28 protein-coding genes and 1 other annotated feature are annotated in these 24,800 nt (G+C 38.0%); of the genes, 17 read left to right on the top strand and 11 right to left on the bottom strand.

Features of this window, described 5'->3' with window-relative positions; translation table 11 throughout:
- Positions 1–142: 142 nt before the first annotated feature.
- The gene (locus FI644_RS13890; RefSeq protein ID WP_142108511.1) at positions 143–1,591 is read left to right on the top strand and encodes a sigma-54 interaction domain-containing protein; all 1,449 of its coding nucleotides are present in this window, start codon (positions 143–145) and stop codon (positions 1,589–1,591) included.
- Positions 1,592–1,758: 167 nt separating this feature from the next.
- On the opposite strand, the gene yugI is transcribed toward FI644_RS13890, so the two are convergent.
- Entirely contained in the window at positions 1,759–2,139 is a 381-nt protein-coding gene (gene yugI / locus FI644_RS13885) for a S1 domain-containing post-transcriptional regulator GSP13 (RefSeq protein WP_056686113.1), read from the bottom strand.
- Between the two features lie 315 nt (positions 2,140–2,454).
- Between yugI and FI644_RS13880 the strand changes: the two genes are divergently transcribed.
- On the top strand, positions 2,455–3,276 hold the full coding sequence (locus tag FI644_RS13880; protein ID WP_053477833.1) for an alpha/beta fold hydrolase: 822 nt from the start codon (positions 2,455–2,457) through the stop codon (positions 3,274–3,276).
- A 47-nt stretch (positions 3,277–3,323) separates the two neighbouring features.
- On the opposite strand, the gene FI644_RS13875 is transcribed toward FI644_RS13880, so the two are convergent.
- Positions 3,324–3,584, bottom strand: coding sequence for a DUF1871 family protein (locus tag FI644_RS13875; RefSeq protein WP_053477832.1), 261 nt, complete (start codon positions 3,582–3,584; stop codon positions 3,324–3,326).
- An 81-nt stretch (positions 3,585–3,665) separates the two neighbouring features.
- Between FI644_RS13875 and FI644_RS13870 the strand changes: the two genes are divergently transcribed.
- Complete coding sequence (locus FI644_RS13870; protein ID WP_053477831.1) at positions 3,666–4,832, top strand: MalY/PatB family protein; 1,167 nt, start codon at positions 3,666–3,668, stop codon at positions 4,830–4,832.
- A gap of 173 nt (positions 4,833–5,005) precedes the next feature.
- Here the strand turns inward: FI644_RS13870 and FI644_RS13865 are convergent, their stop codons facing one another.
- Together FI644_RS13865 and FI644_RS13860 are read right to left on the bottom strand one after the other, a co-directional pair.
- The gene (locus tag FI644_RS13865; protein ID WP_053477830.1) at positions 5,006–5,554 is read right to left on the bottom strand and encodes a superoxide dismutase family protein; all 549 of its coding nucleotides are present in this window, start codon (positions 5,552–5,554) and stop codon (positions 5,006–5,008) included.
- Positions 5,555–5,677: 123 nt separating this feature from the next.
- Positions 5,678–5,890: a hypothetical protein gene (locus FI644_RS13860; protein WP_053477829.1), complete on the bottom strand. Its 213-nt coding sequence runs from the start codon at positions 5,888–5,890 to the stop codon at positions 5,678–5,680.
- Positions 5,891–6,047: 157 nt separating this feature from the next.
- On the opposite strand from FI644_RS13860, the gene kapB reads away from it, so the two are divergent.
- Positions 6,048–6,428: a kinase-associated lipoprotein KapB gene (gene kapB / locus FI644_RS13855; protein ID WP_053477828.1), complete on the top strand. Its 381-nt coding sequence runs from the start codon at positions 6,048–6,050 to the stop codon at positions 6,426–6,428.
- Positions 6,429–6,474: 46 nt separating this feature from the next.
- On the opposite strand, the gene kapD is transcribed toward kapB, so the two are convergent.
- Positions 6,475–7,095 carry a 3'-5' exonuclease KapD gene (gene kapD / locus FI644_RS13850; protein ID WP_142108510.1) on the bottom strand — a complete coding sequence of 207 codons (621 nt, stop codon included), beginning with the start codon at positions 7,093–7,095 and terminating at the stop codon, positions 6,475–6,477.
- 204 nt (positions 7,096–7,299) lie between these two features.
- Between kapD and FI644_RS13845 the strand changes: the two genes are divergently transcribed.
- On the top strand, positions 7,300–9,150 hold the full coding sequence (locus FI644_RS13845) for a transglycosylase domain-containing protein (protein ID WP_231690145.1): 1,851 nt from the start codon (positions 7,300–7,302) through the stop codon (positions 9,148–9,150).
- A gap of 39 nt (positions 9,151–9,189) precedes the next feature.
- Here FI644_RS13845 and FI644_RS13840 read toward each other — a convergent pair whose 3' ends face one another.
- On the bottom strand, positions 9,190–9,747 hold the full coding sequence (locus FI644_RS13840) for a DUF5366 family protein (RefSeq protein ID WP_053477825.1): 558 nt from the start codon (positions 9,745–9,747) through the stop codon (positions 9,190–9,192).
- 118 nt (positions 9,748–9,865) lie between these two features.
- Complete coding sequence (locus FI644_RS13835) at positions 9,866–10,102, bottom strand: hypothetical protein (protein ID WP_053477824.1); 237 nt, start codon at positions 10,100–10,102, stop codon at positions 9,866–9,868.
- 294 nt (positions 10,103–10,396) lie between these two features.
- On the opposite strand from FI644_RS13835, the gene FI644_RS13830 reads away from it, so the two are divergent.
- The 8 genes from FI644_RS13830 (at position 10,397) to mnhG (ending at position 17,461) form a co-directional block, all read left to right on the top strand.
- On the top strand, positions 10,397–11,413 hold the full coding sequence (locus FI644_RS13830) for a DUF1646 family protein (protein WP_053477823.1): 1,017 nt from the start codon (positions 10,397–10,399) through the stop codon (positions 11,411–11,413).
- 315 nt (positions 11,414–11,728) lie between these two features.
- On the top strand, positions 11,729–14,125 hold the full coding sequence (locus FI644_RS13825; protein WP_053477822.1) for a Na+/H+ antiporter subunit A: 2,397 nt from the start codon (positions 11,729–11,731) through the stop codon (positions 14,123–14,125).
- The gene (locus FI644_RS13820) at positions 14,112–14,534 is read left to right on the top strand and encodes a Na(+)/H(+) antiporter subunit B (RefSeq protein ID WP_053477821.1); all 423 of its coding nucleotides are present in this window, start codon (positions 14,112–14,114) and stop codon (positions 14,532–14,534) included. The genes FI644_RS13825 and FI644_RS13820 overlap by 14 nt, the downstream gene beginning before the upstream one ends.
- Complete coding sequence (locus FI644_RS13815; protein ID WP_053477820.1) at positions 14,534–14,875, top strand: Na(+)/H(+) antiporter subunit C; 342 nt, start codon at positions 14,534–14,536, stop codon at positions 14,873–14,875. Before FI644_RS13820 ends, FI644_RS13815 begins: the two co-directional genes overlap by 1 nt.
- Positions 14,868–16,352: a Na+/H+ antiporter subunit D gene (locus FI644_RS13810; RefSeq protein WP_142108509.1), complete on the top strand. Its 1,485-nt coding sequence runs from the start codon at positions 14,868–14,870 to the stop codon at positions 16,350–16,352. The genes FI644_RS13815 and FI644_RS13810 overlap by 8 nt, the downstream gene beginning before the upstream one ends.
- 2 nt (positions 16,353–16,354) lie before the next feature.
- Positions 16,355–16,831 carry a Na+/H+ antiporter subunit E gene (locus tag FI644_RS13805; RefSeq protein WP_053477819.1) on the top strand — a complete coding sequence of 159 codons (477 nt, stop codon included), beginning with the start codon at positions 16,355–16,357 and terminating at the stop codon, positions 16,829–16,831.
- A complete protein-coding gene (locus FI644_RS13800; protein WP_053477818.1) occupies positions 16,831–17,115 on the top strand; it encodes a Na(+)/H(+) antiporter subunit F1 in 285 nt (94 codons plus the stop codon). The genes FI644_RS13805 and FI644_RS13800 overlap by 1 nt, the downstream gene beginning before the upstream one ends.
- Complete coding sequence (mnhG, locus tag FI644_RS13795) at positions 17,099–17,461, top strand: monovalent cation/H(+) antiporter subunit G (protein WP_053477817.1); 363 nt, start codon at positions 17,099–17,101, stop codon at positions 17,459–17,461. The genes FI644_RS13800 and mnhG overlap by 17 nt, the downstream gene beginning before the upstream one ends.
- Positions 17,462–17,515: 54 nt before the next feature.
- Here the strand turns inward: mnhG and FI644_RS13790 are convergent, their stop codons facing one another.
- Positions 17,516–17,899, bottom strand: a complete 384-nt coding sequence (locus FI644_RS13790; RefSeq protein ID WP_053477816.1) for a hotdog fold thioesterase — start codon at positions 17,897–17,899, stop codon at positions 17,516–17,518.
- A gap of 287 nt (positions 17,900–18,186) precedes the next feature.
- Here FI644_RS13790 and FI644_RS13785 point away from each other — a divergent pair, with 287 nt between their 5' ends.
- Positions 18,187–18,453 carry a YuzC family spore coat inner layer protein gene (locus FI644_RS13785; RefSeq protein ID WP_231690144.1) on the top strand — a complete coding sequence of 89 codons (267 nt, stop codon included), beginning with the start codon at positions 18,187–18,189 and terminating at the stop codon, positions 18,451–18,453.
- 212 nt (positions 18,454–18,665) lie between these two features.
- On the opposite strand, the gene FI644_RS13780 is transcribed toward FI644_RS13785, so the two are convergent.
- From FI644_RS13780 to ald, 3 genes are all read right to left on the bottom strand, one after another.
- Positions 18,666–18,896 carry a hypothetical protein gene (locus FI644_RS13780; RefSeq protein WP_053477814.1) on the bottom strand — a complete coding sequence of 77 codons (231 nt, stop codon included), beginning with the start codon at positions 18,894–18,896 and terminating at the stop codon, positions 18,666–18,668.
- Between the two features lie 111 nt (positions 18,897–19,007).
- Positions 19,008–20,405: a proline--tRNA ligase gene (gene proS, locus FI644_RS13775; RefSeq protein ID WP_053477851.1), complete on the bottom strand. Its 1,398-nt coding sequence runs from the start codon at positions 20,403–20,405 to the stop codon at positions 19,008–19,010.
- Positions 20,406–20,674: 269 nt separating this feature from the next.
- Positions 20,675–20,884: a binding site (T-box leader), on the bottom strand.
- Positions 20,885–20,976: 92 nt separating this feature from the next.
- The gene (gene ald / locus FI644_RS13770) at positions 20,977–22,107 is read right to left on the bottom strand and encodes an alanine dehydrogenase (RefSeq protein WP_053477813.1); all 1,131 of its coding nucleotides are present in this window, start codon (positions 22,105–22,107) and stop codon (positions 20,977–20,979) included.
- A 240-nt stretch (positions 22,108–22,347) separates the two neighbouring features.
- Between ald and FI644_RS13765 the strand changes: the two genes are divergently transcribed.
- Genes FI644_RS13765 through FI644_RS13755 form a run of 3 tightly spaced genes read left to right on the top strand, consistent with a single transcriptional unit; the run spans position 22,348 to position 24,569 of the window.
- Positions 22,348–23,121: a glucose 1-dehydrogenase gene (locus FI644_RS13765; protein WP_053477812.1), complete on the top strand. Its 774-nt coding sequence runs from the start codon at positions 22,348–22,350 to the stop codon at positions 23,119–23,121.
- A gap of 52 nt (positions 23,122–23,173) precedes the next feature.
- Positions 23,174–23,572, top strand: coding sequence for a hypothetical protein (locus FI644_RS13760; protein WP_053477811.1), 399 nt, complete (start codon positions 23,174–23,176; stop codon positions 23,570–23,572).
- Positions 23,550–24,569 (top strand): alpha/beta fold hydrolase, encoded by a 1,020-nt coding sequence (locus tag FI644_RS13755; protein ID WP_053477810.1) that lies wholly within the window; start codon positions 23,550–23,552, stop codon positions 24,567–24,569. The genes FI644_RS13760 and FI644_RS13755 overlap by 23 nt, the downstream gene beginning before the upstream one ends.
- Positions 24,570–24,800: the final 231 nt, after the last annotated feature.

Genomic DNA, 24,800 nt, shown 5'->3' with positions numbered 1-24,800 from the left:
AAAAAACGTTATGTACTCTGTATTTTCTCTTTATACCCGCAAAGTAAATTTGCAGAAATAAAATAATTAGTGCAAAAATATATTGCACCCCTTCCATTCTCTTTATACACTTGTAGAAAAGGAACGTGAAGGAGGGATCATCATGAGCAATAAAAACTTCACTTCAGACCATTTGAAGGATAAATTGTTTGATAAAATTCTTAAAGAAATCGATATTGGTATTCACGCAGTCAATCAGGACGGGAAGACCATTATCTATAACAAGAAAATGGCCGAAATAGAGGGGATGAAGTTCGAAGACGTTCTTGATAAAGACCTCTTAGATGTCTTTTCTTTTCATCAAAATGAGCACAGTACACTTTTAAAAGCCCTTACCAAAGGGGAGACAATCATCAATGAAAAGCAAACGTATTTCAATAACCGCGGGCAGGAAATAACGACAATTAATAATACCTTTCCAATAATTGAAGAGGGACTGCGAATTGGCGCCATTGAAATTGCTCGTGATGTTACAAAGCTGGAAAAACTGATTAGAGAAAATATGAACAAGAAAAGTGATACACGCTACACCTTTGATAGCATCATTGGGAGCAGCCATGAAATCAAAGATGTAATCGAAGCAAGCAAGAGAGCAACAAGGACAAATTCATCCATCCTTATTATTGGAGAGACAGGAACCGGAAAAGAGCTTTTTGCCCAAAGTATTCATAATGGCAGCACCCGCTCTGCTAGACCATATATTTCACAAAATTGCGCAGCACTTCCAGATAACTTAATTGAGGGTTTGCTCTTCGGGACAAAAAAAGGGGCATTTACTGGAGCCATCGAACGGCCTGGTTTATTCGAACAAGCAGAAGGCGGGACATTACTGTTAGATGAAATTAACTCACTTAATCCCGCCCTGCAGGCAAAGCTTCTTCGCTCTATACAGGAAAAAACAGTTCGACGAATCGGGGACACGAAAGATCGGAAAATTGACGTCAGAATAATCGCCACCATCAACGAGGATCCAATAGACGCTATTTCAGGAGGCAGGCTCCGCAAAGACTTATATTACAGACTAAGTGTTGTTTCTCTATTTATCCCTCCCTTACGAGACAGAAAAAAGGATATCCCTGACCTTGTTCAGATTTTTATAGAAAAATATAATCAGTTATTCGGAATGATGGTCAAAGAAGTTGACGAGAAAGTACAGAATAGCTTCTATCAATATGAATGGCCTGGAAATGTCCGAGAGCTTGAGCACGTGATTGAGGGAGCGATGAACTTGATTGATTATGAAGAAACGATTACATATTCACACTTACCAATCCATTTCCGCAACAAACCTCAATTTAAAGCAGATACTAAGGATCAACCTATTTCTATTGAAAGCCGTAACGATATAAAACCATTAGATCAATATTTAGAGGAAATAGAATCGAACTATTTGCAGAAGGTGTTAACATTCCACAGTTACAATATTACCCAAGCTGCAAAATCCCTAGGCATGAGCAGACAAAACCTTCAGTACCGATTAAAAAAATATGAATTAAAAGAAATGCGGAAGCGCGTTGATCATCGCAGTACAAATCGGAAGGGACACGACTGAGATAAAGGAACACAATGAGAGAAGCGAATGAATGTCAACTTATCGTAGGGAGGGTTTGATAGGCGATAGGGCACTTGCGCTAGACAATTTACTAATTCCAAAGTTATATTTTCTTATCTTAAAATAAAAATCCTCTGTCACAAATGACAGAGGATTTTATTTATTCATTAAGCCTGAGACTGATTAATCCACTCTTGAAGCTTATCTTTAAGTGTGTTGAATCCTTGTGCCGTATCATTTTCCACTTTAATTGGTGCTGCTTGACGTTTGCGAGGCTTTTTCACCTTTTCTTCAACAGCAGGTGCTTCCTCTGTTGCACGGATAGATAAACCAATTTTACCTGCTTCTTCATCTATAGATAAAACCTTTACATTCACTTCATCGCCAACTTTAAGAAATTCATTAATATCTTTTACGAATCCATGAGTTACCTCTGAGATATGAACAAGTCCTTGTGTATTTTCATCTAAAGCTACAAACGCACCGTAAGGTTGAACTCCAGTTACCTTTCCTGTAATAACACTTCCTACTTCGATTTTTTCAGACATGAAAACACTCCTAAATTTTATATTATTTTTCGTTTTTATTCGCAATTAAAAATTATATCATAGATGGGCTTTTTTTTCAAAAGTTATTTATATATGGCGTTATTCTATTTTGTGCGCGAATTCTTTAATTATGTTTTAAAAAAAAGGATTTAACCCATGTATAAAAAAGTGAAACCTGGTTATCCTTATCTTATAAGCTTTCTAGTATTCCCCCCTTTTTTGAACGGACAATCCAAAATGGTTTGTCCCTTTTTTATTGTTTCTACACAAAATTTCCAGCATACTATTTGTGAGCATAGAAGGAGGAATGGAAAGATGGACAGCAATCTAATCACCCTTAATGGAAATGAAATTTATTACGAGTCTTATCTTCATGCCCATTCAAAAAAGACCGTTGTTTTGCTGCATGGCTTTCTTTCTTCTACCTTTAGCTTCAGACACCTTATTCCACTTTTAAAAACTGAGTTCAGTGTGATTTCCGTTGACCTGCCCCCATTTGGTAAAAGCGGGAAGTCCACGAGCTACATTTATTCGTACGAAAATCATTCGATGACAATCATCAAGCTGTGTGAAAGCCTTCAATTGAAAGACATTATAATTATTGGACATTCTATGGGAGGGCAGATCGCCTTAAATATCGCTTACTTACGACCTGATCTCATAGCCCAATGTGTCTTATTGTGCAGCTCGGCTTATCTCCAAAAATCAAAGCGTTCTCTTATTATGTCGAGCTATCTTCCTTTTTTCCATCTATTTATTAAGCGTTATCTTGAAAAATCAGGGGTTGAAAAGAACTTAAGAAATGTCGTTTATGACCATTCAAAAATAGATAAGGAAATGGAAAAAGGCTATTTAGAACCGTTCCTAGAGGATCGTATCTTTCATGCTTTGACGAGAATGATTCGGGACCGTGAAGGCGATCTGCCTAATGAAAAGCTTCATGAAATTCATACACCTTGTCTATTAATTTGGGGTGAACATGATAAAGTTGTTCCATTACACATTGGAAAGCAGCTGCACAAGGATTTAAAAAATTCCAAACTGATCGTGTTAAAAGAAACCGGCCATCTTGTTCCTGAAGAAAAACCAGAAGAGGTTCTATTTCATATAAAAAATTTCGTAAATGAATATAAATAAAAATCACCCTTATTTGTTCCTGAAAGGGTGATTTTTACTCGATATTATTATAATTGGCAAGAAGCACTATTTTTGATTACGATTAGCTTTTCGGCTATTTCTTTACAGGCTCTTAGTGGGATCACTTGCTCAAATGAAAATTCGTAGATTGCTTGGATTTTTCTTGCAAGTTTTTCCATATCATCCAAATCATGAACAGCCTGAACAACATCAGCTATTTCCGTATCATAATTGCCTTCCCCAATTTGAAACGGGTCCCATTCATCTAGCGTGCATACAAGCTGTATGTTTATATCTTGAATTTGCATCATGATCACCTTTTATTTTACTTTTTAATTGCATCCTTTATTATAGAGTAAAGAGGAAAAAAATGAAAAGGCGGGGACGAAATGAATATGTACGATTTTAATCAAAAAATGAATCGAGAACACACTTCTTCCGTTAAATGGGGATTGACGAAGCAAATCTTTGGAGCAGATGATGTATTGCCGATGTGGGTTGCGGATATGGACTTTTCGCCGCCAAATGAAGTGAAGGAAGCAATTCAAGCTAGAGTAGATCATGGAATATACGGCTACACATTTTCCCCTCCTTCCACCACAGAAGCGATCCAACAATGGCTCAATAAAAGACACGGCTGGGAAATTAACCATTCTTGGGTTCTTTACAGCACTGGAGTCGTTCCAACCATCTCCATCGCCATCGAAGCCTTTACCGCACCAGGAGATAAAGTTATGCTGCAATCACCTGTCTACACCCCTTTCTTTGAAATGATTGAAAAAAATAAGCGAAAACTCGTGAACACCCCATTGAAATTAATTAATAACCGCTACGAAATCGACTTTACCGTATTTGAAGATCATCTGAAGGATGGCGTAAAACTTTTTCTGCTTTGCAATCCGCATAACCCAAGCGGCAGAGTATGGACAAAAGAAGAATTAACAAGGGTTGGCGAGCTCTGCCATCAATACAATTGTCTTATTCTTTCTGATGAAATTCATTCTGATTTAATTTTAAAGAATAAGCACGTACCTATTGCCTCATTAGACGAAACATTCAAAGAAATAACCGTCACTTGTATCGCACCTAGTAAAACATTTAATCTAGCTGGACTCCAAGCCTCAGCTGTAATTATTCCCAATAAACAGCTTCGTAAAGCCTTTAAAGACGTACAAGAAAGGCAAGGATTTTTCAGTTTATCCACTTTTGGAATTATTGGAATGGAGGCTGCCTACCGATCTGGTGAACAATGGTTGGAAGAACTGTTAGCCTATTTAAAAGAAAACGTTAAAACAGTGAAAGAATACATAGATGCGCACATCCCAGGCATATCAGTTATGGAGCCAGAAGGCAGCTATCTTATTTGGCTTAACTGTCAAGCACTTCAATTAAGTGATGATGAAATCAAAGACCAGTTATTAATAAAAGGAAAATTAGCATTAGAGCCGGGAACAAAGTATGGTCCGGGGGGAGAAGGATTTGTTCGAATGAACATCGCTTGTCCAAAAGAAGTTGTGTTAGAAGGGTTAGAAAGACTGAAAAAAGCATTTGAATAAGGAGTCATATACATTTGAAATAAATATGGTCGCCAATTAACCTTATTGGCGACCATATTCCTTTGGAATTTGCGGTTTCGAGCGTAAATACCCTTATTGACTACCGAACTCTCTTTTACTTTGCTTGTAAACAACCAATACTTTGCTTAAACAACATTAGTAACTTGTTATTTCTAATCATCCTGTGCCTTTTTCTGACCTTTTGAATCTTTATCTTTTAAAATCGAACCGCAAGCAATACGTGCACCTGAATCCCCTGCTGGCTGAGTCATGCCGTCATCGGCTGATTCATGGATAACTATGGATGTTCCCTCTTTTGTTAATAAAGATTTTTTATTTTCTTTTAATGTCACTTGTGGAGCCATAAGTTCTGCTTTAACTTTCCCGTCATCTTCGACAATTAGATTAGGGAGATCCCCGGCATGCGCACCCTTTGGATGAAGAAGACCATGTTCCTTATCTTCTGGATTAAAGTGGTTGCCTGCTGACTTAAAATCAGGTGGCTCACATTTTCTTGTTTCATGGATATGAATGGCATGCTCCCCAGGAGAAAGCCCCTTCAAATCAACCTTCATCTTTACTCCTGATGCCTGTTCTTCTAACTTTATCTTGCCTAAAGAGTCGCCTACAGCATTAAACATCTCAACATCTAAGTTTCTTATATTTTCTTCTGCACACCCTGTAAGGAGTAGAATAGGGATGAGTAACCACGCTTTTTTCATGAGCTTAAATCCTCCATAAGACAATTTGCCCTTAGTGTTTCCAAGATCATCCTTTGATAAACAGGAAAAACGGAAACTCCGGGGGAGGGGGGTGGAGCAAGACAAAAAAAAGAACAGCTGTTTTTAACTGTTCTCACCGCTATTATTTATCTGATGCTGTAATCTTTCCTCTAGCTCCTTCGCCTTCAAAGCCTCTTTTTTGGAGATTCGAACAATGAATCTAAACGTGAAAAAAGCAGCAATCGCAAATATCCCTAGACTAATAGCAGCAGGGAGATATTCAGACTTATCTTCAGGAAAGTATAAAAACAAAGACAATACAGTCCATTCTAACATTCCATTCGCCCTTTCTATCGAAAAACAGTGGTTTAATACTTTATTATATCATATTAATATCACTACTATAACGGTTTGCACTTTGTTTTTCCACTAAAGTAAGTCATAATAAGGATATAATTGGATCCTTTAATAGAAGGAATGAGGAGGATACAGCATGGAAGAATTTAAGGTTGGTGACCGAGTAAGAGCTCACTATAAATCAGGAACATATATTGGTGAAGTAACAGAAATTCGCCCACAGCATTATTTAGTAAGAGTACTTGCGGTAGCGAAACATCCAATGCAAGGAGATCTGCATAGTCCAAAGGATGGAGATGCGATATTTTTTCATGAACGCAGAGCATTAGCCTTTAGAGAACAAACAAATGTGCCAATGAAAATGGTTAAGCATTTTGAAGAAGAAATTCCCGATTATAATGATTCATTAAGACAAGCATTAGAAAAAATGAAACAGGAGCTAGAAGGCGTTTCATCTCCTTGGGCGGAACAAAGCCTTAAGAACATTGCATCATTGGAAAAGGATTATTTTAAATAAAATTCAACGAATAAAAGCCAAATCGATACATAGCGATTTGGCTTTTTTATGCAAATTTATTTAGAAGCTTAGAAAAGTCAACCCGATCACCAATTGTTGTCGGTTCAGGTTTTTCTAAATATCGCTTATCCTTTTCTACTAATCTAAAAATATTGTATGTTGTCATCGCATCATCTAATGCACGATGATGCTTGCCAGTCCCTTCTTTTCCATACTCTTGGACTGCCTTCCATAGACCCGTCTGGTTCTGATCTCCAAAGAAACGTTTATATTCCATCGATAAGTCTATTTCCTTCCCTTTAAACGGGAAAGGAATGCCTGCATGCTGACAATTATTCCGCAGTACCCTCATATCCATATTTCCCCATGTAATAATTGTGCATGGATTATTATTGCTTACATCCTTCAATTTTTTCACTAATTCATAAAGTGATATTCCCTGATCGACCTGTTGCTGCGATATTCGAAGAAAGGATTTACAGCGGTCAGATAATATCGGGAAACGAATGGGAGAAATATATGATGAAAATTGTTCATTTACTTGATCATTCTTAACAGCAACAACTCCTGCTTCAATGATTTCCGGATAAAATCCTTTATATCGGCTGCTTCTATCCGGCATGGTAAATTCAAAATCGATAAATAAATAGCGATGCTCATCCTCCATTATCTCACCTGCTTTCATAAAAAAATTGCTACGAACATATTTTATTAATTATACCACGGAAGATTTTAATTTTTCTGTGTAATTTTATTTTTCTACAGATTTTCTAAAGGAAACAAACGTAAAAAATAAACATTAACCTTTTCCCTATTCCATCCGAATATTATTATATATAGTGATAATGAAAGGAACGTGAGGCAGTTGCGCATGTTAACGGGATATATCTTAATCGCTGCTTTGCTATCCATCTTCATGACGGTTGTTTTTGTAGCTGGTTCGGAAATAAACCAAGTTCAAGGCTTTCATGAAGTATTGGAAAAAAAGATTCATATGAAAGAAATTACATTGCCGCAGACAAGCTTTATTAGAGCTTCCGATGGTGCGGTTATTTCTGAAATTTCTCAGCCTGATAATCGGATCAACCTTGATTCAGCAGACATTCCGCTTTTTCTTAAAGAGCTATTTGTTGTCTCAGAAGATCAGCATTTCTATGACCATCCCGGATTTGATTTACCAGCAATCGGAAGGGCGCTTGCCATAAATATGCATTCGAACGATATTAAACAAGGGGCGAGCACCATTACTCAGCAGCTTGCGAGGAACCTTTACTTAAATACTGAAAAATCGTATAACCGGAAGCTTAGTGAGCTATTATATGCCTATGAAATTGAGCGCAATTATTCGAAGGAAGAAATACTTGAGCTCTATATTAATGCGATTTATTTCCATAATAGCGTGTATGGAATCGAGGCGGCCTCTCAGTTTTACTTTCAAAAACAAACGAAAGAGCTTTCGAAGGCTGAGCTTTCTTTTTTAGCATCGATTCCAAATAATCCATCTATGTATAATCCCTTCAAACACTTTGACAGAACAAAAGAACGCCAAGAACGGCTAATCGATCAATTAAGTCAACAACAATTGATTAGCTTGGCGGAAGCGGAGGAAATTAAAAATGAGCCGATCCTTCTGAATCGCAGAGAACAGATCGACTTATATCCAGATTACGTAACATATGTCGAAGCAGAGCTTAGTGATTTAATCGCTCAGCAAGAAGGATTCAATAAAAAGCTAGTATCAGCAGCTGAACAAGAGAAGAGAAAGATCGAGGAGAAGCTTAGAAAACGTGTCGAGAATGTGATAGCTTCAGGAATTATTATCGAAACAGCGCTTGACCCTGCCATACAGGAAAAAGCAAAGGAATCTGTAAAGAATAGACTTCCATATAATGATATAGAAGGAGCAGCTGTTGTTATCGACCATGAAAAACACCAAGTTGTTGCTCTTGTTGGAGGAAAACAGTATCAGAAATATAATTTTAACAGAAGCTACCAGGCATATAGACAGCCAGGTTCTGCGATAAAACCGCTGCTTGTATATGGCCCGTATCTTGAGCGAACAAATGCATCCCTTCAAAAAAAGGTAAATGCAGGTCCTTATTGTAAAAATGGGTATTGTCCAAAGAACTATGGAGGCGGCGTGTATGGAAATGTCTCTTTAGAAAGAGCATTTATCTACTCTTATAATACACCTGCCGTTAGACTATTGGATTCAATTGGTGTCGAGAATGGATTTAAGGACCTAGCAAACTTTCAATTTAGCAAAGTGACATCATCAGATCATATACTATCCTCTGCTCTTGGCGGGTTATCCTTTGGCGTGACACCACTTGAACTCACTGCTGCGTATACCACTTTTGCAAACAATGGATATTATCAGCCACCAAGGGCGATAAAAAAAGTAACAACCATGGATGGAAAAGTACTGTATAGCTGGAAAGACAGCCAAGTGGAGGTTTGGAGCAAAGCAACGACTGATAAAATAAGACAATTAATGAAAAAAACGATTCAATCTGGAACCGCAAAGAAGATTAATCTTTCAAATGGGTATGCCGGCGGAAAAACTGGGACAACAAATGATTATAAAGACTATTGGTTTATTGGTCTAACCGATCAGTATACTGCAGGGGTCTGGATTGGAAAGGATAAGCCGGAAAACATGAAGTCCATTCAATCTGCAGCCCCACAGCAGCTTATTTGGAAGGATATTATGACAGATTAGTAGATTTGAAAGGAATCGGAGCCCTCTTTCGATTCCTCTTTAAATCGGTAAACTTGCTATTACGCTGTTATAGACCTTCAATGATAAATAGATGACACCGATCACTAAGGATGACCATGTGAGCACTTGAAAAAAGATCACTCCAACCAATCCTAGAACGGAGAGGGAGGAACTTATTTTATATACAAAATAGCAAAAATAAACCCCTGTCGTTACAGCAAAAACAGCCAGAATTCCTATTAAAGTACTCATTAACAATAGCGAAATGAAGCTTCCAATAAAATAAATAATTGCTCCGCCTCGAATTTTCTTCAAACTCTCTCCTTCAGAATCCTTTGAAAAAAATAATAGAGAGACTTCATTTATCGTATCAGCTAACAATTTTAACGCAGCATATAGACAAAAAAATAGGATCATTAATAGTGCTAAAAGAGCAAATTTGATTCCGGCATCTGAAAAAAATTCTCGCATCCCTTCATAAATCCCTGCTGACTTAAGAAAATCCAACAAGACCATCTCAATATTTATTGACAGGGACAGACTAAACAAAATGATGGAAAGCAGCGGAAAATAACTCATAAAATAGGTGTTTTTCATTTTATATCCTCATTTAAATTTTGTCATATCAAGTTTTTATTATTACGGAAGCGTTGAATAAATACAATACAGAGAATAAATTCACCTAAAAAAGGATGAGCAGTCTCATCCTTTTTTATCATGATGATTGTATTCTAATGTATTCACGCGGTCCAAATGCCTTCACCTTCTGTTTTTCTACCACTTCAACTTCAGGTGCACTTCTTATTGGAATGATCTCACCATCAAAGACTTCAACTATTCCTTCAGCCTCTGACAAGTAAAAATCACGCTTTCCATTCAGATCTAGCACCCAAGCATAAGAGAATAGGATTGAAAAAATCAAAATAGAAATCATAATTTTCTTTTTTATCATCGCACACCTCCTATTGATAAGGGTGTATAAAAAGATGAATGATTATACGTACTTTATTATAGAAAAACTTTTCAATTTTTCACAAAAATTTACTATTTTTAACCCTTTCTTACCAAAAAACATCCTTTTATAACTTGACAACTGATAAATCTCAAAAATTTTTTTCTATAAATTTACGTGTTTCTACCTATTTATTAATCAGCATTGAAGATGATAGAAAAAACAAAATCATTGAAGATTTCCCGAATTTACATGATATAATATAAATAAAAATAGAAAAGGACCTGGGACATCATGATTTTAGGATTAACTATTATATTGGCACTAGTTTTATTTTTGCCATTTACAGTTAAAGCTGTAGAACATAATTTAGAAGTGTTCTTATTTATAATGGGTATTGCAGCTGCAATGATTAGTCAAGTGCTTGACGGGGAGTTATTTATAAAAGCACTTGAAGACCCTATACATATCACATTAGCTGTGCTTATTGCTGGCTTATTATTTAGATGGTGTCAAACGCCAATGGAAAAAGGGATACTCGGAATAAGCAAAGCCATTCCTTTCCGATTATTTTTAGCACTTGTCGTTATTATTCTTGGACTTATCTCCAGTATAATTACAGCTATTATTGCTGCCATTGTTCTTGTCGTAATAGTTAGTGTGTTGCGTCTTGACCGCAAGTCTGAAATTCGCCTTGTAGTTTTAGCTTGTTTCTCAATTGGGCTTGGTGCTGCATTAACACCGATTGGCGAACCGCTTGCAACAATAACAATCAGTAAATTAAATGAAGACTTCTTCTATTTAATTAAATTAATTGGTTCAGATGTTATTCCAGCTGTTGCTATTTTCGGAATCCTTGCTGCTATCCTGGTTAACCCGAAAGAAAGTGATAACGGTCTGAATGCTGGTCTTCAAAAAGAAAGTTATAAAGAAATTATTATTCGTTCAGTAAAAATTTATTTATTCGTAATGGGCTTAACGTTACTTGGATCAGGCTTTGAACCATTTATTGAAAAATACTTGCTTGATCTAAGCCCATATGTACTTTATTGGATTAATATGATTTCTGCAGTATTGGATAATGCTACACTTGCTGCTGCTGAAATCAGTCCATCCATGGATGCACCGACAATTAAAGCCATTTTGTTAGGACTAATTATTAGTGGTGGAATGCTTATCCCTGGAAATATCCCGAATATTATTGCTGCCGGAAAATTGAATATTACCAGCAAGGAATGGGCTCGTTTTGGCGTTCCAGTTGGTTTAATTACAATGGTAGTATATTTTATTGTCATTCTTATTTTCGGATAACCAGGGTTTGGATAATAGGCGCAAATGAAAGGGTGACGAAAATCCTGACAAAGGATATGCCGTCACCCTTTTTATATAAATAAATGATGGTACCTATTCTATGTTTTTAATCGACATCAAGCTTTAACCACCCCAAGATAGTAAGTTTTTAACACAAACCTTCTCCCACTACTAAACATAATTACTATTTATAGCTGTTTTTCAGTTATTACTATAGGAACTAGTACAATAATTTCAAACTATATGTGATACTGCTGCCTTTTATGTAGAAGAATAATAGGAGTATTATCGCAAACTTTATAAGGGGGTTATGATTTGTCTTTGCTGCATCTGGCAATTCTTTCACCATTTTTACTTGCCATCTTCATTCCTATTTTGTACAAGCTCTTTAGGAAAGTACATACGGGCTGGTTCGTTCTTCCACTGCCCATCCTGCTATTCAGTTATTTTCTATCGTTTATATCTATCACTTCTACCCATCAGACAATAACCGAATCCGTACCTTGGATACCTGCTCTTGGGGTTGACTTTATCGCAAAAGTAGATGGATTAGGTCTGTTATTTGCCTTACTGATTACAGGTATCGGCTCTTTAGTGGTATTGTATTCAATTTATTACTTAGCAAAGGATAAAGAAAAGCTTAATACCTTCTATGTATACTTACTATTATTTATGGGTGCAATGCTAGGAGTTGTCTTATCAGATAACTTAATCGTATTGTATACATTCTGGGAATTCACAAGCTTCTCATCCTTTTTGTTAATCGGCTTTTGGTATGATCGAGAAAAGTCTCGATACGGTGCACAGAAATCTATGCTTATTACCGTGTTTGGCGGCTTGTCTATGCTTGGAGGAATCATTCTTCTCTATATCATGACGGGATCATTCAATATTTCCGAGATTATTGACCAAGCAGCTGCTATTTCAACAAGCCCATTATTTATCCCAGCATTAGTTTGTATATTGCTAGGCGCATTTACAAAATCAGCTCAGTTTCCTTTTCACATCTGGCTGCCTGATGCAATGGAAGCACCAACACCTGTCAGTGCCTACCTGCACTCAGCGACAATGGTTAAAGCTGGTATTTATTTAGTCGCTCGAATGACACCTGTTTTTGCTTCTGAAGGACTTTGGCTATGGCTTGTTGCTGGCTTTGGGATTGTCACATTGTTCTGGGGTTCCTTTAATGCAGTGAAACAGACAGACCTAAAAGCGATTCTCGCTTTTTCAACCGTCAGTCAGCTTGGGATGATTATGTCCCTTCTCGGACTCGGTGCTGCTGCCCTTCATTTTGATGATATCGACAATAGTTTTTTCGGTGCAGCAACTGCAGCGGCTGTCTTTCATCTATTTAACCATGCCACTTTCAAAGGCAGTCTATTTATGGTAGTCGGAATTGTCGACCATGAAACAGGAACAAGAGACATCCGCAAACTTGGCGGCTTGATGAATTTTATGCCCATTACCTTCACATTAGCCATTATCGGAACATTTTCAATGGCAGGGCTGCCGCCATTCAATGGATTTTTAAGTAAGGAAATGTTCTTTACAGGAATGATCCGTGTCACAGAGCTTAATATATTCAACTTTGAAACATGGGGCATGCTCTTCCCTGTTATCGCTTGGATTGCTAGTGTATTTACTTTTATTTACAGTATGATCCTTGTATTTAAAACTTTTACAGGAAAATATCAGCCAGAAAAATTAGAGAAGAAACCTCATGAAGCACCGATGGGCATGTTAATATCTCCGATCGTTCTTGCCTCACTTGTGATTATTATCGGGTTCTTCCCTAACATTCTTTCAAACAGCATCATCTCACCGGCACTGGAATCTATTTTGCCAAATAATGATATTGATGTTCATATTAGCTTCTGGCATGGATTTAAACCTGAATTATTCATGACAATCGGTGTGATTGCTTTAGGAATTCTTCTATTCCTTACACTGCCAAAATGGAGAAAAGTATACAACATCTTCCCGAAGAAGCTAACATTTAATCGATTGTATGATAGTGGATTAGAGATGATCCAACATGCTTCAAATAAATTAACAAAAACGTATATGAATGGTTCGATTCGTTCTTATCTCGTTTATATTTTTGCATTTTTCATTTTTATCCTAGCGACAACAATCGCTGTAAAAAATGCATTTACATTTGATACGAGTAATATTTCATCCATAGGTTTTTATGAAGTATTGCTTGCTTTGGCTGTTGTGATCGGTTCCATAAGTATCTTATTTGTAAAATCAAGGATGACCGCGATTATCCTTTTAGGGGCAGTCGGTTATACAGTGTCATTGTTTTATGTACTATTCCGTGCACCTGATTTGGCACTCACACAGCTCGTTATTGAAACGATTTCGGTTGCTTTATTCCTCCTATGTTTCTATCACCTGCCAAAGAATAGGAATGAAGAAAGAAATAGATTCAAACTTACAAATGCCATCATCTCTATTGGTGTTGGAGCGATTGTGACAGTAATTGCTTTATCCGCACACAGCAATAAAGTATTCGATTCAATTGCTGAATACTATGTAGAAAACACATATACAGAGGCTGCAGGCAAAAACATGGTTAACGTCATTCTTGTAGACTTCCGCGGCTTTGATACATTGTTTGAAATTACCGTATTGACGATTGCAGCTTTAGGGATTTTTGCAATGATTAAATTACGAATGGGAGGAAAAAAGAAAAATGAAAACAAATGACCTTATTTTACAAACAACAACAAAAGTTGTCTTGTTTATCATTATTCTTTTCTCTTTTCATATCTTTTTTGCTGGTCATTACACACCTGGTGGCGGCTTTGTTGGGGGCTTGCTCACATCAGGGGCAATCATCTTACTGATGTTGGCATTTGATATGAAGACAGTTAGTCTAATATTACCTGTTAATTATATCTATATGGCTGCAACAGGACTGCTTTTTGCGGGCGGAACGGCAGCAGGCGCATTATTATTCAATGTTCCTCTCCTTACTCATGCCTTTGGTCATGTAGATTTACCGATATTGGGCGATACAGCTCTACATACAGCAACAATATTTGATCTTGGGGTTTTTTTAGTTGTTGTCGGTGTAACAATGACCATTATTCAAACGATTGGGGAGGATGAATAATGGAAATAGTAATGGCTTTTGTAATCGGCATATTATTCATGTCTGCAACCTATTTAATGCTTTCAAAAAGTTTATTGCGGATCATTATTGGCACGGGCTTACTCAGTCATGGTGCACACCTCCTGATTTTGACAATGGGAGGCTTAAAGCGAGGAACTGTCCCGCTACTTGGTGAGGAAGCAAGTTCTTATACGGATCCAATTCCACAAGCATTGATCCTAACTGCTATTGTCATTAGCTTTGGTGTCACTGCTTTCTTCTTAGTGCTTGCCTACCGGGCATATAAAGAGCTTGGCACTGATAATACAGAGAGATTGAGAGGGAATGAAGGAAATGATTAACTTTTTGATTTTACCGCTGCTAATTCCATTTCTTACAGGAATCCTTTTAATCTTCTTTGCTAAGAATGTTGTCATACAGCGATGGATTGCTGCTTTTTCAGCTTTCTTTAACGTTATTATTGCGTTTTTGCTTGTGCAAAAAGTAAGAAATGATGGAATTCTAACATTAGATGTTTCTAGCTGGCAGGCTCCCTTTGGAATTACACTTGTTTCGGACATGATTTCAGCTCTACTTGTTTTAACGACAACAATTATTGCTTTAACAAGTGTCATCTATTCTTTTCGATCAATCGGCATTGAAAGGGAAAGGTATTTTTATTACCCTGCATTGAACTTTCTAATTGTTGGGGTAATTGGGGCTTTTACAACAGGAGATATCTTTAACCTGTTTGTATTCTTTGAGGTTTTACTTATGGCCTCCTATGTTTTGCTTGTTCTTGGAGGAACAAAAATTCAATTGCGTGAAACAATTAAGTATATTTTAGTCAATGTCATTTCATCTGCTTTATTTGTGATTGCCGTTGCTTATCTATACTCTATTGTTGGAACGTTAAATATGGCTCATATTTCAGTTCGTCTAAATGAGCTTGGCCAATCCGGAATCATTACAGTCATAGCTGTTCTATTTTTAATCGTTTTTGGATTAAAAGGAGGTATATTCCCGTTATACTTCTGGCTGCCTGGATCGTACTACGCTCCACCAGCACCGGTTATGGCTTTGTTTGGTGCATTGCTGACGAAAGTCGGGGTCTATGCGATTATGAGGACCTATACATTATTTTTCATACATGATACAGGCTATACCCATCAGCTGCTAATGATTCTAACGATTATCACGATTATCGTTGGTGTTATAGGGGCCATTGCTTTCTCAGATATTAAAAAAATTATCATATATAATATCATCGTTGCTATTGGTGTGATTCTTTTCGGGGTTTCTGTTATGACTCCAGATTCTATCGCTGGCTCCGTATTTTATCTTATCCACGATATGATAATCAAAGCAGGTCTTTTCTTATTAATTGGCATTATTATTGCCATTACCGGAACGAGCGATTTAAGAAAGATTAGCGGGTTGATTAAACGATACCCTGGACTTGGCTGGACATTCTTCCTTGCTGCACTTGTTCTTGCAGGAATTCCTCCGTTTAGCGGGTTTGTTGGCAAGGTCTTGATCGTCAAAGGCGGATTCGAAAGCGAGCATTATTGGGGAGCTGGTATCGTCCTTACCTCAAGCTTACTCGTATTATTTTCTATCATGAAGATCTTTATTAATGGTTTCTGGGGAACTCCGCAGGATTATAAAGGGGAAGACAAGGTACCTGTACGAAAGCTCTTAATTGCACCCGTTATTCTCGTGACAATTTCGGTATTGTATGGGGCAGGTTCTGAATTTATCTTCCCTTATATCTCACAGGCTGCCGAAACACTTGCTAATCCGAGTATTTATATTGATGCAGTCTTAAAGGAGTGGTAAGTATGGCCTTTCAAATTTTATTAAATGTGTTTCTCGGTTTTCTATGGATGTTTTTCACTCTGTCATACGAGCCAGTTGCCTTTTTAAAAGGATATTTATTCGGTATGGTTATTCTCTTCACTTTTAGACGGTTTTTTAGCTCTCGCTTCTATTTGGGAAGAGTCATTGCCATTATTAGTTTAGGACTTCTCTTCATAAAAGAGCTAATCCTTTCAAATATCAGCGTTTTAAAACTAGTATTAAAACCAAAGCTTGATATTAAACCTGGCATTTTTGCACTGCCAACCGTTTTGGAAAAGGATTGGGAAATTACCATTTTGGCAAATTTAATTACATTAACACCAGGGACACTTGTAGTCGATGTCTCTGAAGATAATAAAATTCTTTATATCCATACCATCGATATGGATGATGCGCAGGAAGCGATTGATTCCATCAAAAATACATTCGAGAAAGCCATTATGGAGGTGAGCCGATAATGATTTTAATAGCTGTTAAAATTGCGATCCTTTGCATGTCGATTGCTATTCTAGGATTAATATACAGGCTCATTAAAGGGCCTTCCATGCCTGATCGAATTGTTGCACTTGACGCGATAGGAATTAATCTCGTTGCGATTGTTGCACTCGTGTCCATTTTCTTAGATACAAACGCTTTTCTAGAGGTTATCTTACTGCTTGGGATTCTCTCTTTTATTGGAACAGTAGCATTCTCCAAATATTTAGAAAAAGGGGTTGCTCTAGAACGTGATCGAGATCTTTAAAATTATCATTGTAGCATTAATACTTATTGGTGCCTTCCTAAGCCTTGTTGCGGCATTTGGTGTACTTAGACTTCCTGATGTGTATACGAGAAACCATGCTGCTTCAAAGGCCGCAACCTTAGGAGTGTTGGCAGTTTTACTTGGCACGTTTCTTTACTTTTATATGGAAGAAGGTCAAGTGAATTCACGGGTCATTCTTGGGATTGTATTTATCTTCGTCACCTCTCCAGTTGCCGGTCACCTAATCAGCCGTGCCGCTTATAATTCCGGTGTTAAGCTTTGGGACAAGAGTGTACAGGATGACTTAAAGCTGAAAGAAACAACCCCAGTACAGAAAAAACAATAATAGAGAACGAAAAGAGATAAAAGGGACTAATCTTCATAGATCAGTCCCTTTTGCCTATTTTCTTTTAATCACAGCCATGGTACATCTTGAAACACAAATTAGCTTTTCTTCTTCATCAACTACTTTTATATCCCATACCATAGTTGTTCTTCCTTGATGAAGGACGGTTGCAGTGGCAGTCACCATTCCCTCCCGCTTTCCTCTTACATGGTTGGCATTAATCTCCAGTCCGGCAACCGATTCCGTTGCCTTATCCACGAGCTCAAAAGCACCGATGCTTGCGACTGTTTCTGCTAAAGCAACTGAAGCTCCTCCATGCAGCAAGCCGAAGGGCTGCCTTGTCCGATCATCAACAGGCATCGTTGCCACAACCTTTCCCTTTTCAAGGGTAGTAATTTCTATTCCAAGAGCACTTATAAGTGTATTTTCTATATTCATGCTTCTTTTCTCCTTTCCATTCTCTTTATTTACTACTATAACAGAATATTCTTACCACTTTAAAAGATAATGATTGTAAAAACACAGAAAAAGCCCAATCTGCATATATTGATTTCATAAATAGGAAAATGATGTGAATTTATAACGGAAAGGGGAGGCTAACCATGACCCCCCGATATTTCTATCCTTGCAAACTAAGCTATCCACCCTTTTATCCTTATTGCAACTATTATTATTCCCCGCACAATACTTATAGACAATATCAAAATGTTGATCCAGGAATGTTTATGACCTCAGCAAAGGACATGGCAATTATTATGAAAGAAGCGAGTCATTTACTAGCAGAAATGGCTAAATCCAAAAAGTTCTCATTTGATTTGATGACTGCTGCGCAGCAATCAAAAATGGAGAAAGTCGAACAATTGATTAAATCAACAGGAATTAAAGTGATTCCAAAAGTTACTTACACGCCAGACGGACTGAACCTACATTTTGATTCAGGTAAAGATTATAATGACTGTTGTAAATTGACACTTAAATTACGATGGTCATAAGAAAAGCTCAAGCGCATTGATCATCGTTCTTACAAACTGGAGGGGACAACGGCACGATAAAGGAAACACGATAAGGGGAGTTAACCGATGTTGACTTATCGTAGGGAGGAGACCTGAATTTTGATAGGCGATAGGACCCTTGCGCTAGACAATACTTTTTCAAGACAAAAAAAGCTCTCCCGCTTGTAAGAGAGCTTTTTTCCTTTCCTCTTTTAATAATATGGGTTTCCGAAGCCACCATATCCATATGGAGCGGGGGCAGGATAAGGTCCATAAAATGGGGGCGGTCCATAATATGGCACAGGCCCGTAAAATGGACGAGGTCTAGCGATTGCTGCTCCAGCAAAGCCACCTATTAACCCTCCAAATAATCCACCAACCAATGGACCGGCAAAAAAGAACCTTGTATCCCCTGGATGTGGGCCTCTTCTAATATTATACATCTGGGTAACCTCCTAATATTTATTCCTACACTACTTCATATGCTTTTTTTACCCGATTTGAGTGGGCTTTTATACATATTGAGCAGTTTCCCTTTAGAGGTTCCCCAGTTATTAATACGCTTTAGCCCAGTAAACTAATTTCTCCGCTTCTTTTCCACAGCATACACATTCTGTTGAAACAGCTTCTTGATTGAAAGGCATGCATCTTGAGGTTGCACCTGTTTCTTCTTTTATCTGATCCTCACAGCTTCTGTCGCCACACCACATTGCTTTAACAAATCCTGTCTTTTGCGCGAATGTTTCTTTCAATTCCCCATGATTTAGGGCCACATACGTTTTTTCTTCACGAAGTTCTTTTGCCTTTTCAAATAGTTGTCTCTGAATATCATCGAGAATTTCAGTAATCTTTGCTTCCAAATGATCAGTAGGTACAAAGATCTTTTCTCCTGTATCCCTTCTTACCAAAACGACTTGCTGCTTTTCCATATCCTTTGGACCAACTTCAAGTCGTAATGGAACACCTTTCATTTCATATTCATTAAATTTCCATCCTGGCTTTTTATCACTTGCATCAATATCGACACGGGCAATACGGGCTAATGTTTCTTTCAAGCCATATGCGTAATCAAGAACCCCTTCCTTATGTTGGGCAATAGGAACAATCATCAGTTGAGTTGGGGCTGCCTTTGGAGGAATAACTAGTCCTCTGTCATCTCCATGAACCATAATCATTGCGCCAATAATACGTGTCGTAAAGCCCCATGATGTTTGCTGTACATACTGCAATTTCCCCTCTTGATCTGTAAACTGAATGCCAAAAGCCTTTGCAAACCCATCACCTAAATGGTGTGAAGTACCTGACTGCAATGCTTTTCCATCATGCATCAGGCTTTCAATTGTATACGTGTATTTCGCCCCGGCAAATTTCTCTTTATCCGTTTTTTGCCCTTTCACAACCGGGATAGCAAGCACATTTTCACAAACATCCGCATACACATCAAGCATTCTAACCGTTTCTTCATGAGCTTCCTCATCTGTCGCATGGCACGTATGCCCCTCTTGCCATAAGAACTCTAGCGTACGTAAGAACGGACGTGTCGTTTTCTCCCATCTCACCACATTTGCCCACTGGTTGTACAGTTTTGGCAAATCGCGATATGAGTGAATAATGTTTTTATAGTGCTCACAGAATAATACCTCAGATGTTGGTCTTACACACCATCGTTCTGCTAATTCCTCTTCCCCGCCATGCGTTACCCATGCCACTTCTGGAGCGAACCCCTCGATATGATCCTTTTCCTTTTGAAGAAGACTCTCAGGGATAAACAGTGGCATATAGACATTTTCATGCCCTGTTTCTTTGATTCGATCATCTAACTCATTTTTGATATTTTCCCATAAAGCATATCCATAGGGGCGGATAATCATTGAACCGCGTACACTTGAATAATCAATCAAATCTGCTTTTGTAACAACATCTGTATACCACTGGGCAAAATCGACTTCCATTGCCGTAATATCTTTTACAAACTCTTTTCCCACTTAATCCACCTCAATTTCTTATAAAATAGGCTGTGTTAAACATGGCTGCTGATTTTCGCTACAGGCACTCGCTTTCCGCGAGATAGGCGGTGAGCCTCCTCGTCGCATACGCTCCTGCGGGGTCTCACCTGTCCTACATCTCCCGCAGGAGTCTCGCGCCTTTCGTTACAATCAACCAGTACAATTATCAACATGCAGCTTTAATACAGCCGTAAAATAAAAAAGCTTTACGATAAAATAGGGACCAATCACTTGGCGGTACCACCCTAATTTAAAGCAAAGCTTTACACTCATACATGATAACGGGATGTAAACCCGCTGTAATCTTTAAATGATACAGAACTCAGAGACAGGTTCAAATGGCTGCTTATAGGACCCTTTCAGCAATTGGCTCCCTCTCTATAATAAACAGTGCACATTTTACTATTCCTCATCAATGTTTAACTATTTTTTTGAAATTATATAAATATTTGTTTCAAATGTCAATCGATGATCTCACAAAAAATCCCTTTGACAGTTTGCCAAAGGGAATCTTCAATTATTTTGCTGCTGCAGCATTTTCAAATGCCAAGTCCACTGTTACATAATCATATCCAAGATCTCTTGCAACTGCCTCATATGTGATGCTGCCGTTTACAACATTCACACCAAGCTTTAATGCAGGATTTTCATCAATTGCTTTCTTGACACCTTTATTTGCAATTTGCAATGCATAAGGAATCGTTACATTTGTTAATGCAATTGTAGATGTTCTTGGAACGGCACCAGGCATGTTCGCAACTGCATAGTGAACAACCCCATGCTTTTCATATGTTGGGTTATCATGTGTTGTAATATGATCTACTGTTTCAAAAATTCCACCTTGGTCAACAGCCACATCAATTACGACAGAGCCAGGAGACATCGTTTTAACCATTTCTTCTGTAACAAGCTTCGGTGCCTTAGCTCCTGGAATAAGGACAGCGCCAACAACAAGATCACTTTCCTTCACTGCTTCAGCAATATTGAATGGATTAGACATTAAGGTTTGAATGCTGTTTCCAAAAATATCATCAAGTTGGCGAAGACGTTCTGGGCTTAAATCAATAATTGTCACATCAGCTCCTAAGCCGATTGCCATTTTAGCCGCATTAATACCAACAACACCGCCTCCGACAATCGTTACCTTGCCGCGTGAAACGCCAGGAACACCAGCTAGCAAAATTCCTTTGCCGCCATTTGTTTTTTGTAAGAATTGTGCGCCAATTTGAGTAGCCATACGGCCAGCTACTTCACTCATAGGTGTAAGCAATGGCAATGTACGATTGACTTCCACTGTTTCATATGCAATTGCCGTAACACCCTTTTCAACTAAAGCCTTTGCTAATTCAGGCTCTGCAGCTAAGTGTAAGTATGTGAAAAGCACTAGGCCTTCACGGAAATATGTATATTCGGATTCAAGCGGCTCTTTTACCTTCATAACCATTTCTGCAGCCCAAGCCTCTTTTGCTGTAGAGACGATTTCTGCTCCAACTTCCTTGTAATCCTCATTAGTGAAACCGCTTCCAAGGCCAGCATCTGTTTCTACTAAAACTTGATGTCCTGCACGAACTAATGTATACACGCTAGCAGGGGTTGCTGCCACACGGTTCTCATTATTCTTTATTTCCTTAGGTACTCCGATAATCATTGTATTTTCCCCTTTCTATACAACTCTTTTATTATCAAAACTACCCTAAGTATAATGATAAGAATTAGAATAATCAACACCAATCCTCTTTATTTTCAAAATCCACATAATTGTTTGACAAGCCATTCAAAGCGCGGTATTTCCGGGCAAACGATTCATTTTTGACACCCTTCTTCTTATGCTTGTCTATACTATAACGAAGACATTTACTCGAAAACTAATTATAAGGAGGGATATCATTTGGATGTAATGGATTTATTTCATTTACAGAATAGAACGGCCATTGTAACAGGCGGAGGAAAAGGGCTTGGGGAACAAATGGCCAATGCACTAGCAGAGGCAGGGGCAAATGTAGTCATCTGCTCTAGAAATCTAGAAGACTGTCAAAAGATTAGTGAGCAGCTAGTGAAAAAAGGCGTACAATCGTTAGCAATAACATGCGATATTACAAACCAAGCGGATATTCAAGCTGTAATAGATCAAACGGTTCAGCACTTTGGCACGATTGATATTCTTATTAACAATAGCGGCACCTCTTGGATTGCTCCTACACTAGAAATAACGGCTGATCAATGGGATAAAGTCATGAATGTGAATTTGAAAGGAATGTTCCTATTTTCGCAGGCAGCGGGCAAAATAATGGCTCAGCAAGGAAATGGGAAAATTATCAATATTTCATCCATAACTGGAATCAAAGGAACGAATCCTGCTTTCCTAGATGCTATTGCTTATAGTACAAGTAAAGGCGCTGTCAATGCATTAACGAAAGATTTAGCAATAAAGCTAGCACAGCATAATATTCAAGTGAATGCCATTGCTCCAGGATTTTTTCCTAGTAAAAAAACAAAGGCATTTGATCAAACAAGCCATATTATCTTAAAAAGAATACCTGCTGGTCGCTTTGGCACTGATCAGGATATTAAAGGAGCAGCCCTTTTCCTATCCTCAAATGCTTCTGACTATATAACTGGTCAAGTACTCGTCATTGATGGCGGGCTGATATCAGGAATATAAAAAAGCGGAAGCGCCCCGCTTAACGATAGTTACTAAGAAAGGAGCGTATATAATGACTACAAACCACACGCAAGAAATACTAAATGCTGTCAAGAAATTAGGTCTGAAGGTAGAGTTGGGTCTAAACAACTCCATTCATGATGCACTTAATCAACCATCCATTCTAAAAGCAGTGAATAATCAATCACGGCTTGTAGCTGCTTCCATAAGCAAGCTGCAGCAAACAGTCGAAACCTTATCGATCCCCTTTAATTTTCCAACAAAAAACGACGTAGCCAACACAACAAAATTATTTATCCAAGCCGAAGAGAAATTGGATTTATTAGAAGAGCAAGTCACGCAATTAAACCGGTCCTTTGAAGAATTTAAGGACACAATTGTAAATAGTCCTTCCTTTTCTTCCTCAAATAGATGGGAGAGGGAAAAATATGAGTACTCCAAAAATAAATAGATGGACGGGCTTTATCAAAACGATTTCTGCCTTAGAACCTGAGGTTGGACTGACACCACGAACTGCCATCTGGAAGAAAAACAAAGCCACTCTTTGGTATTATCCTTCAGAAAATAAAAAATATAAGGTACCGCTTTTTTTGATTTACTCACTTATTAATCAACCATTTATTCTTGATCTTGGTCCTAAATATAGCTTAATCGAAGCTTTTACCTCTAGCGGGTACGAGGTGTATCTCCTTGATTTCGGAATACCTGGATATGAAGATAAAGATTTGACAGTGGATGATTACATTCTTCGCTATATAAAAAAAGGCGTTCAACGAGCACTGCTCCATTCAAACGCGTCAGAAATCACATTAATGGGCTTTTGTATGGGCGGTACGTTTGCTGCTATCTATGCAACCATTGCCGATGAACCAATTAAAAATCTTATTATTTCTGTTGCTCCGATTGATTTTAGTGTCATGCCTATTTTCAGTGAAGGCGTAAAAATGCTCCAAAATGGAGAGATCAATCTTAATCCAATATTAGATGCTTGGGGAATTATCCCTCCCGCATATGTTAAAAGGGGGATGCGGCTAGCTACAGTACCCATCTCTTACTCTCCTTATCTTTCTCTTTTAAGCCATGCAGACGATGAAGAGCGAAATTTAAAATGGAGTCGCTTTAATTATTGGACCAACAGTCACATCCCTTTATCTGCTGCAGCATTAAAGCAGATGGCAGTTGACTTTGAGAAAGAAAATAAACTTATCAATGGGAATCTAGTAATTGGAGATCAACCAGCTAAACTAGAAAATATTACAGCGAATTTAATGGCAGTAGGCGCTAGTCATGATCGACTGATTCCAATCGAACAAATCCTGCCGATCGTCGACCATGTTTCAAGTATAGATAAATCCTTCCATATTCTCGAAGGAGGCCACGGGAGTCTTGCAAAAGAAGGCAAAGCACCAGGTTATTTAGACAAGTGGCTGTCTGACCGCTCCAATTAGATGATATGAAAGGTTTCATGTGACTTCCCCTGCTGATGATGACATGAATCAGCAGGGGAAAGCATTTTAAAAAAGGAGGATGCGTATGTTTTATTTGTTAACCCCTAAGATACCTGCCACTGCCAATCAAACTCTTCATGGGTATTTGGGATATGCAGCAATTGTGTTTAAAGACTTTTTTAGCTTTGATTAAAAAATAGTAAAGACCGATTCATTCCTTTTGCCATACTT

It is taken from the genome of Cytobacillus solani (assembly GCF_006704205.1).
GTDB classification, from domain to species: domain Bacteria; phylum Bacillota; class Bacilli; order Bacillales; family Cytobacillaceae; genus Cytobacillus; species Cytobacillus solani.
The sequence above is the reverse complement of the archived record's forward strand: the minus strand, read 5'-3'. Positions and strand labels throughout refer to the sequence as shown.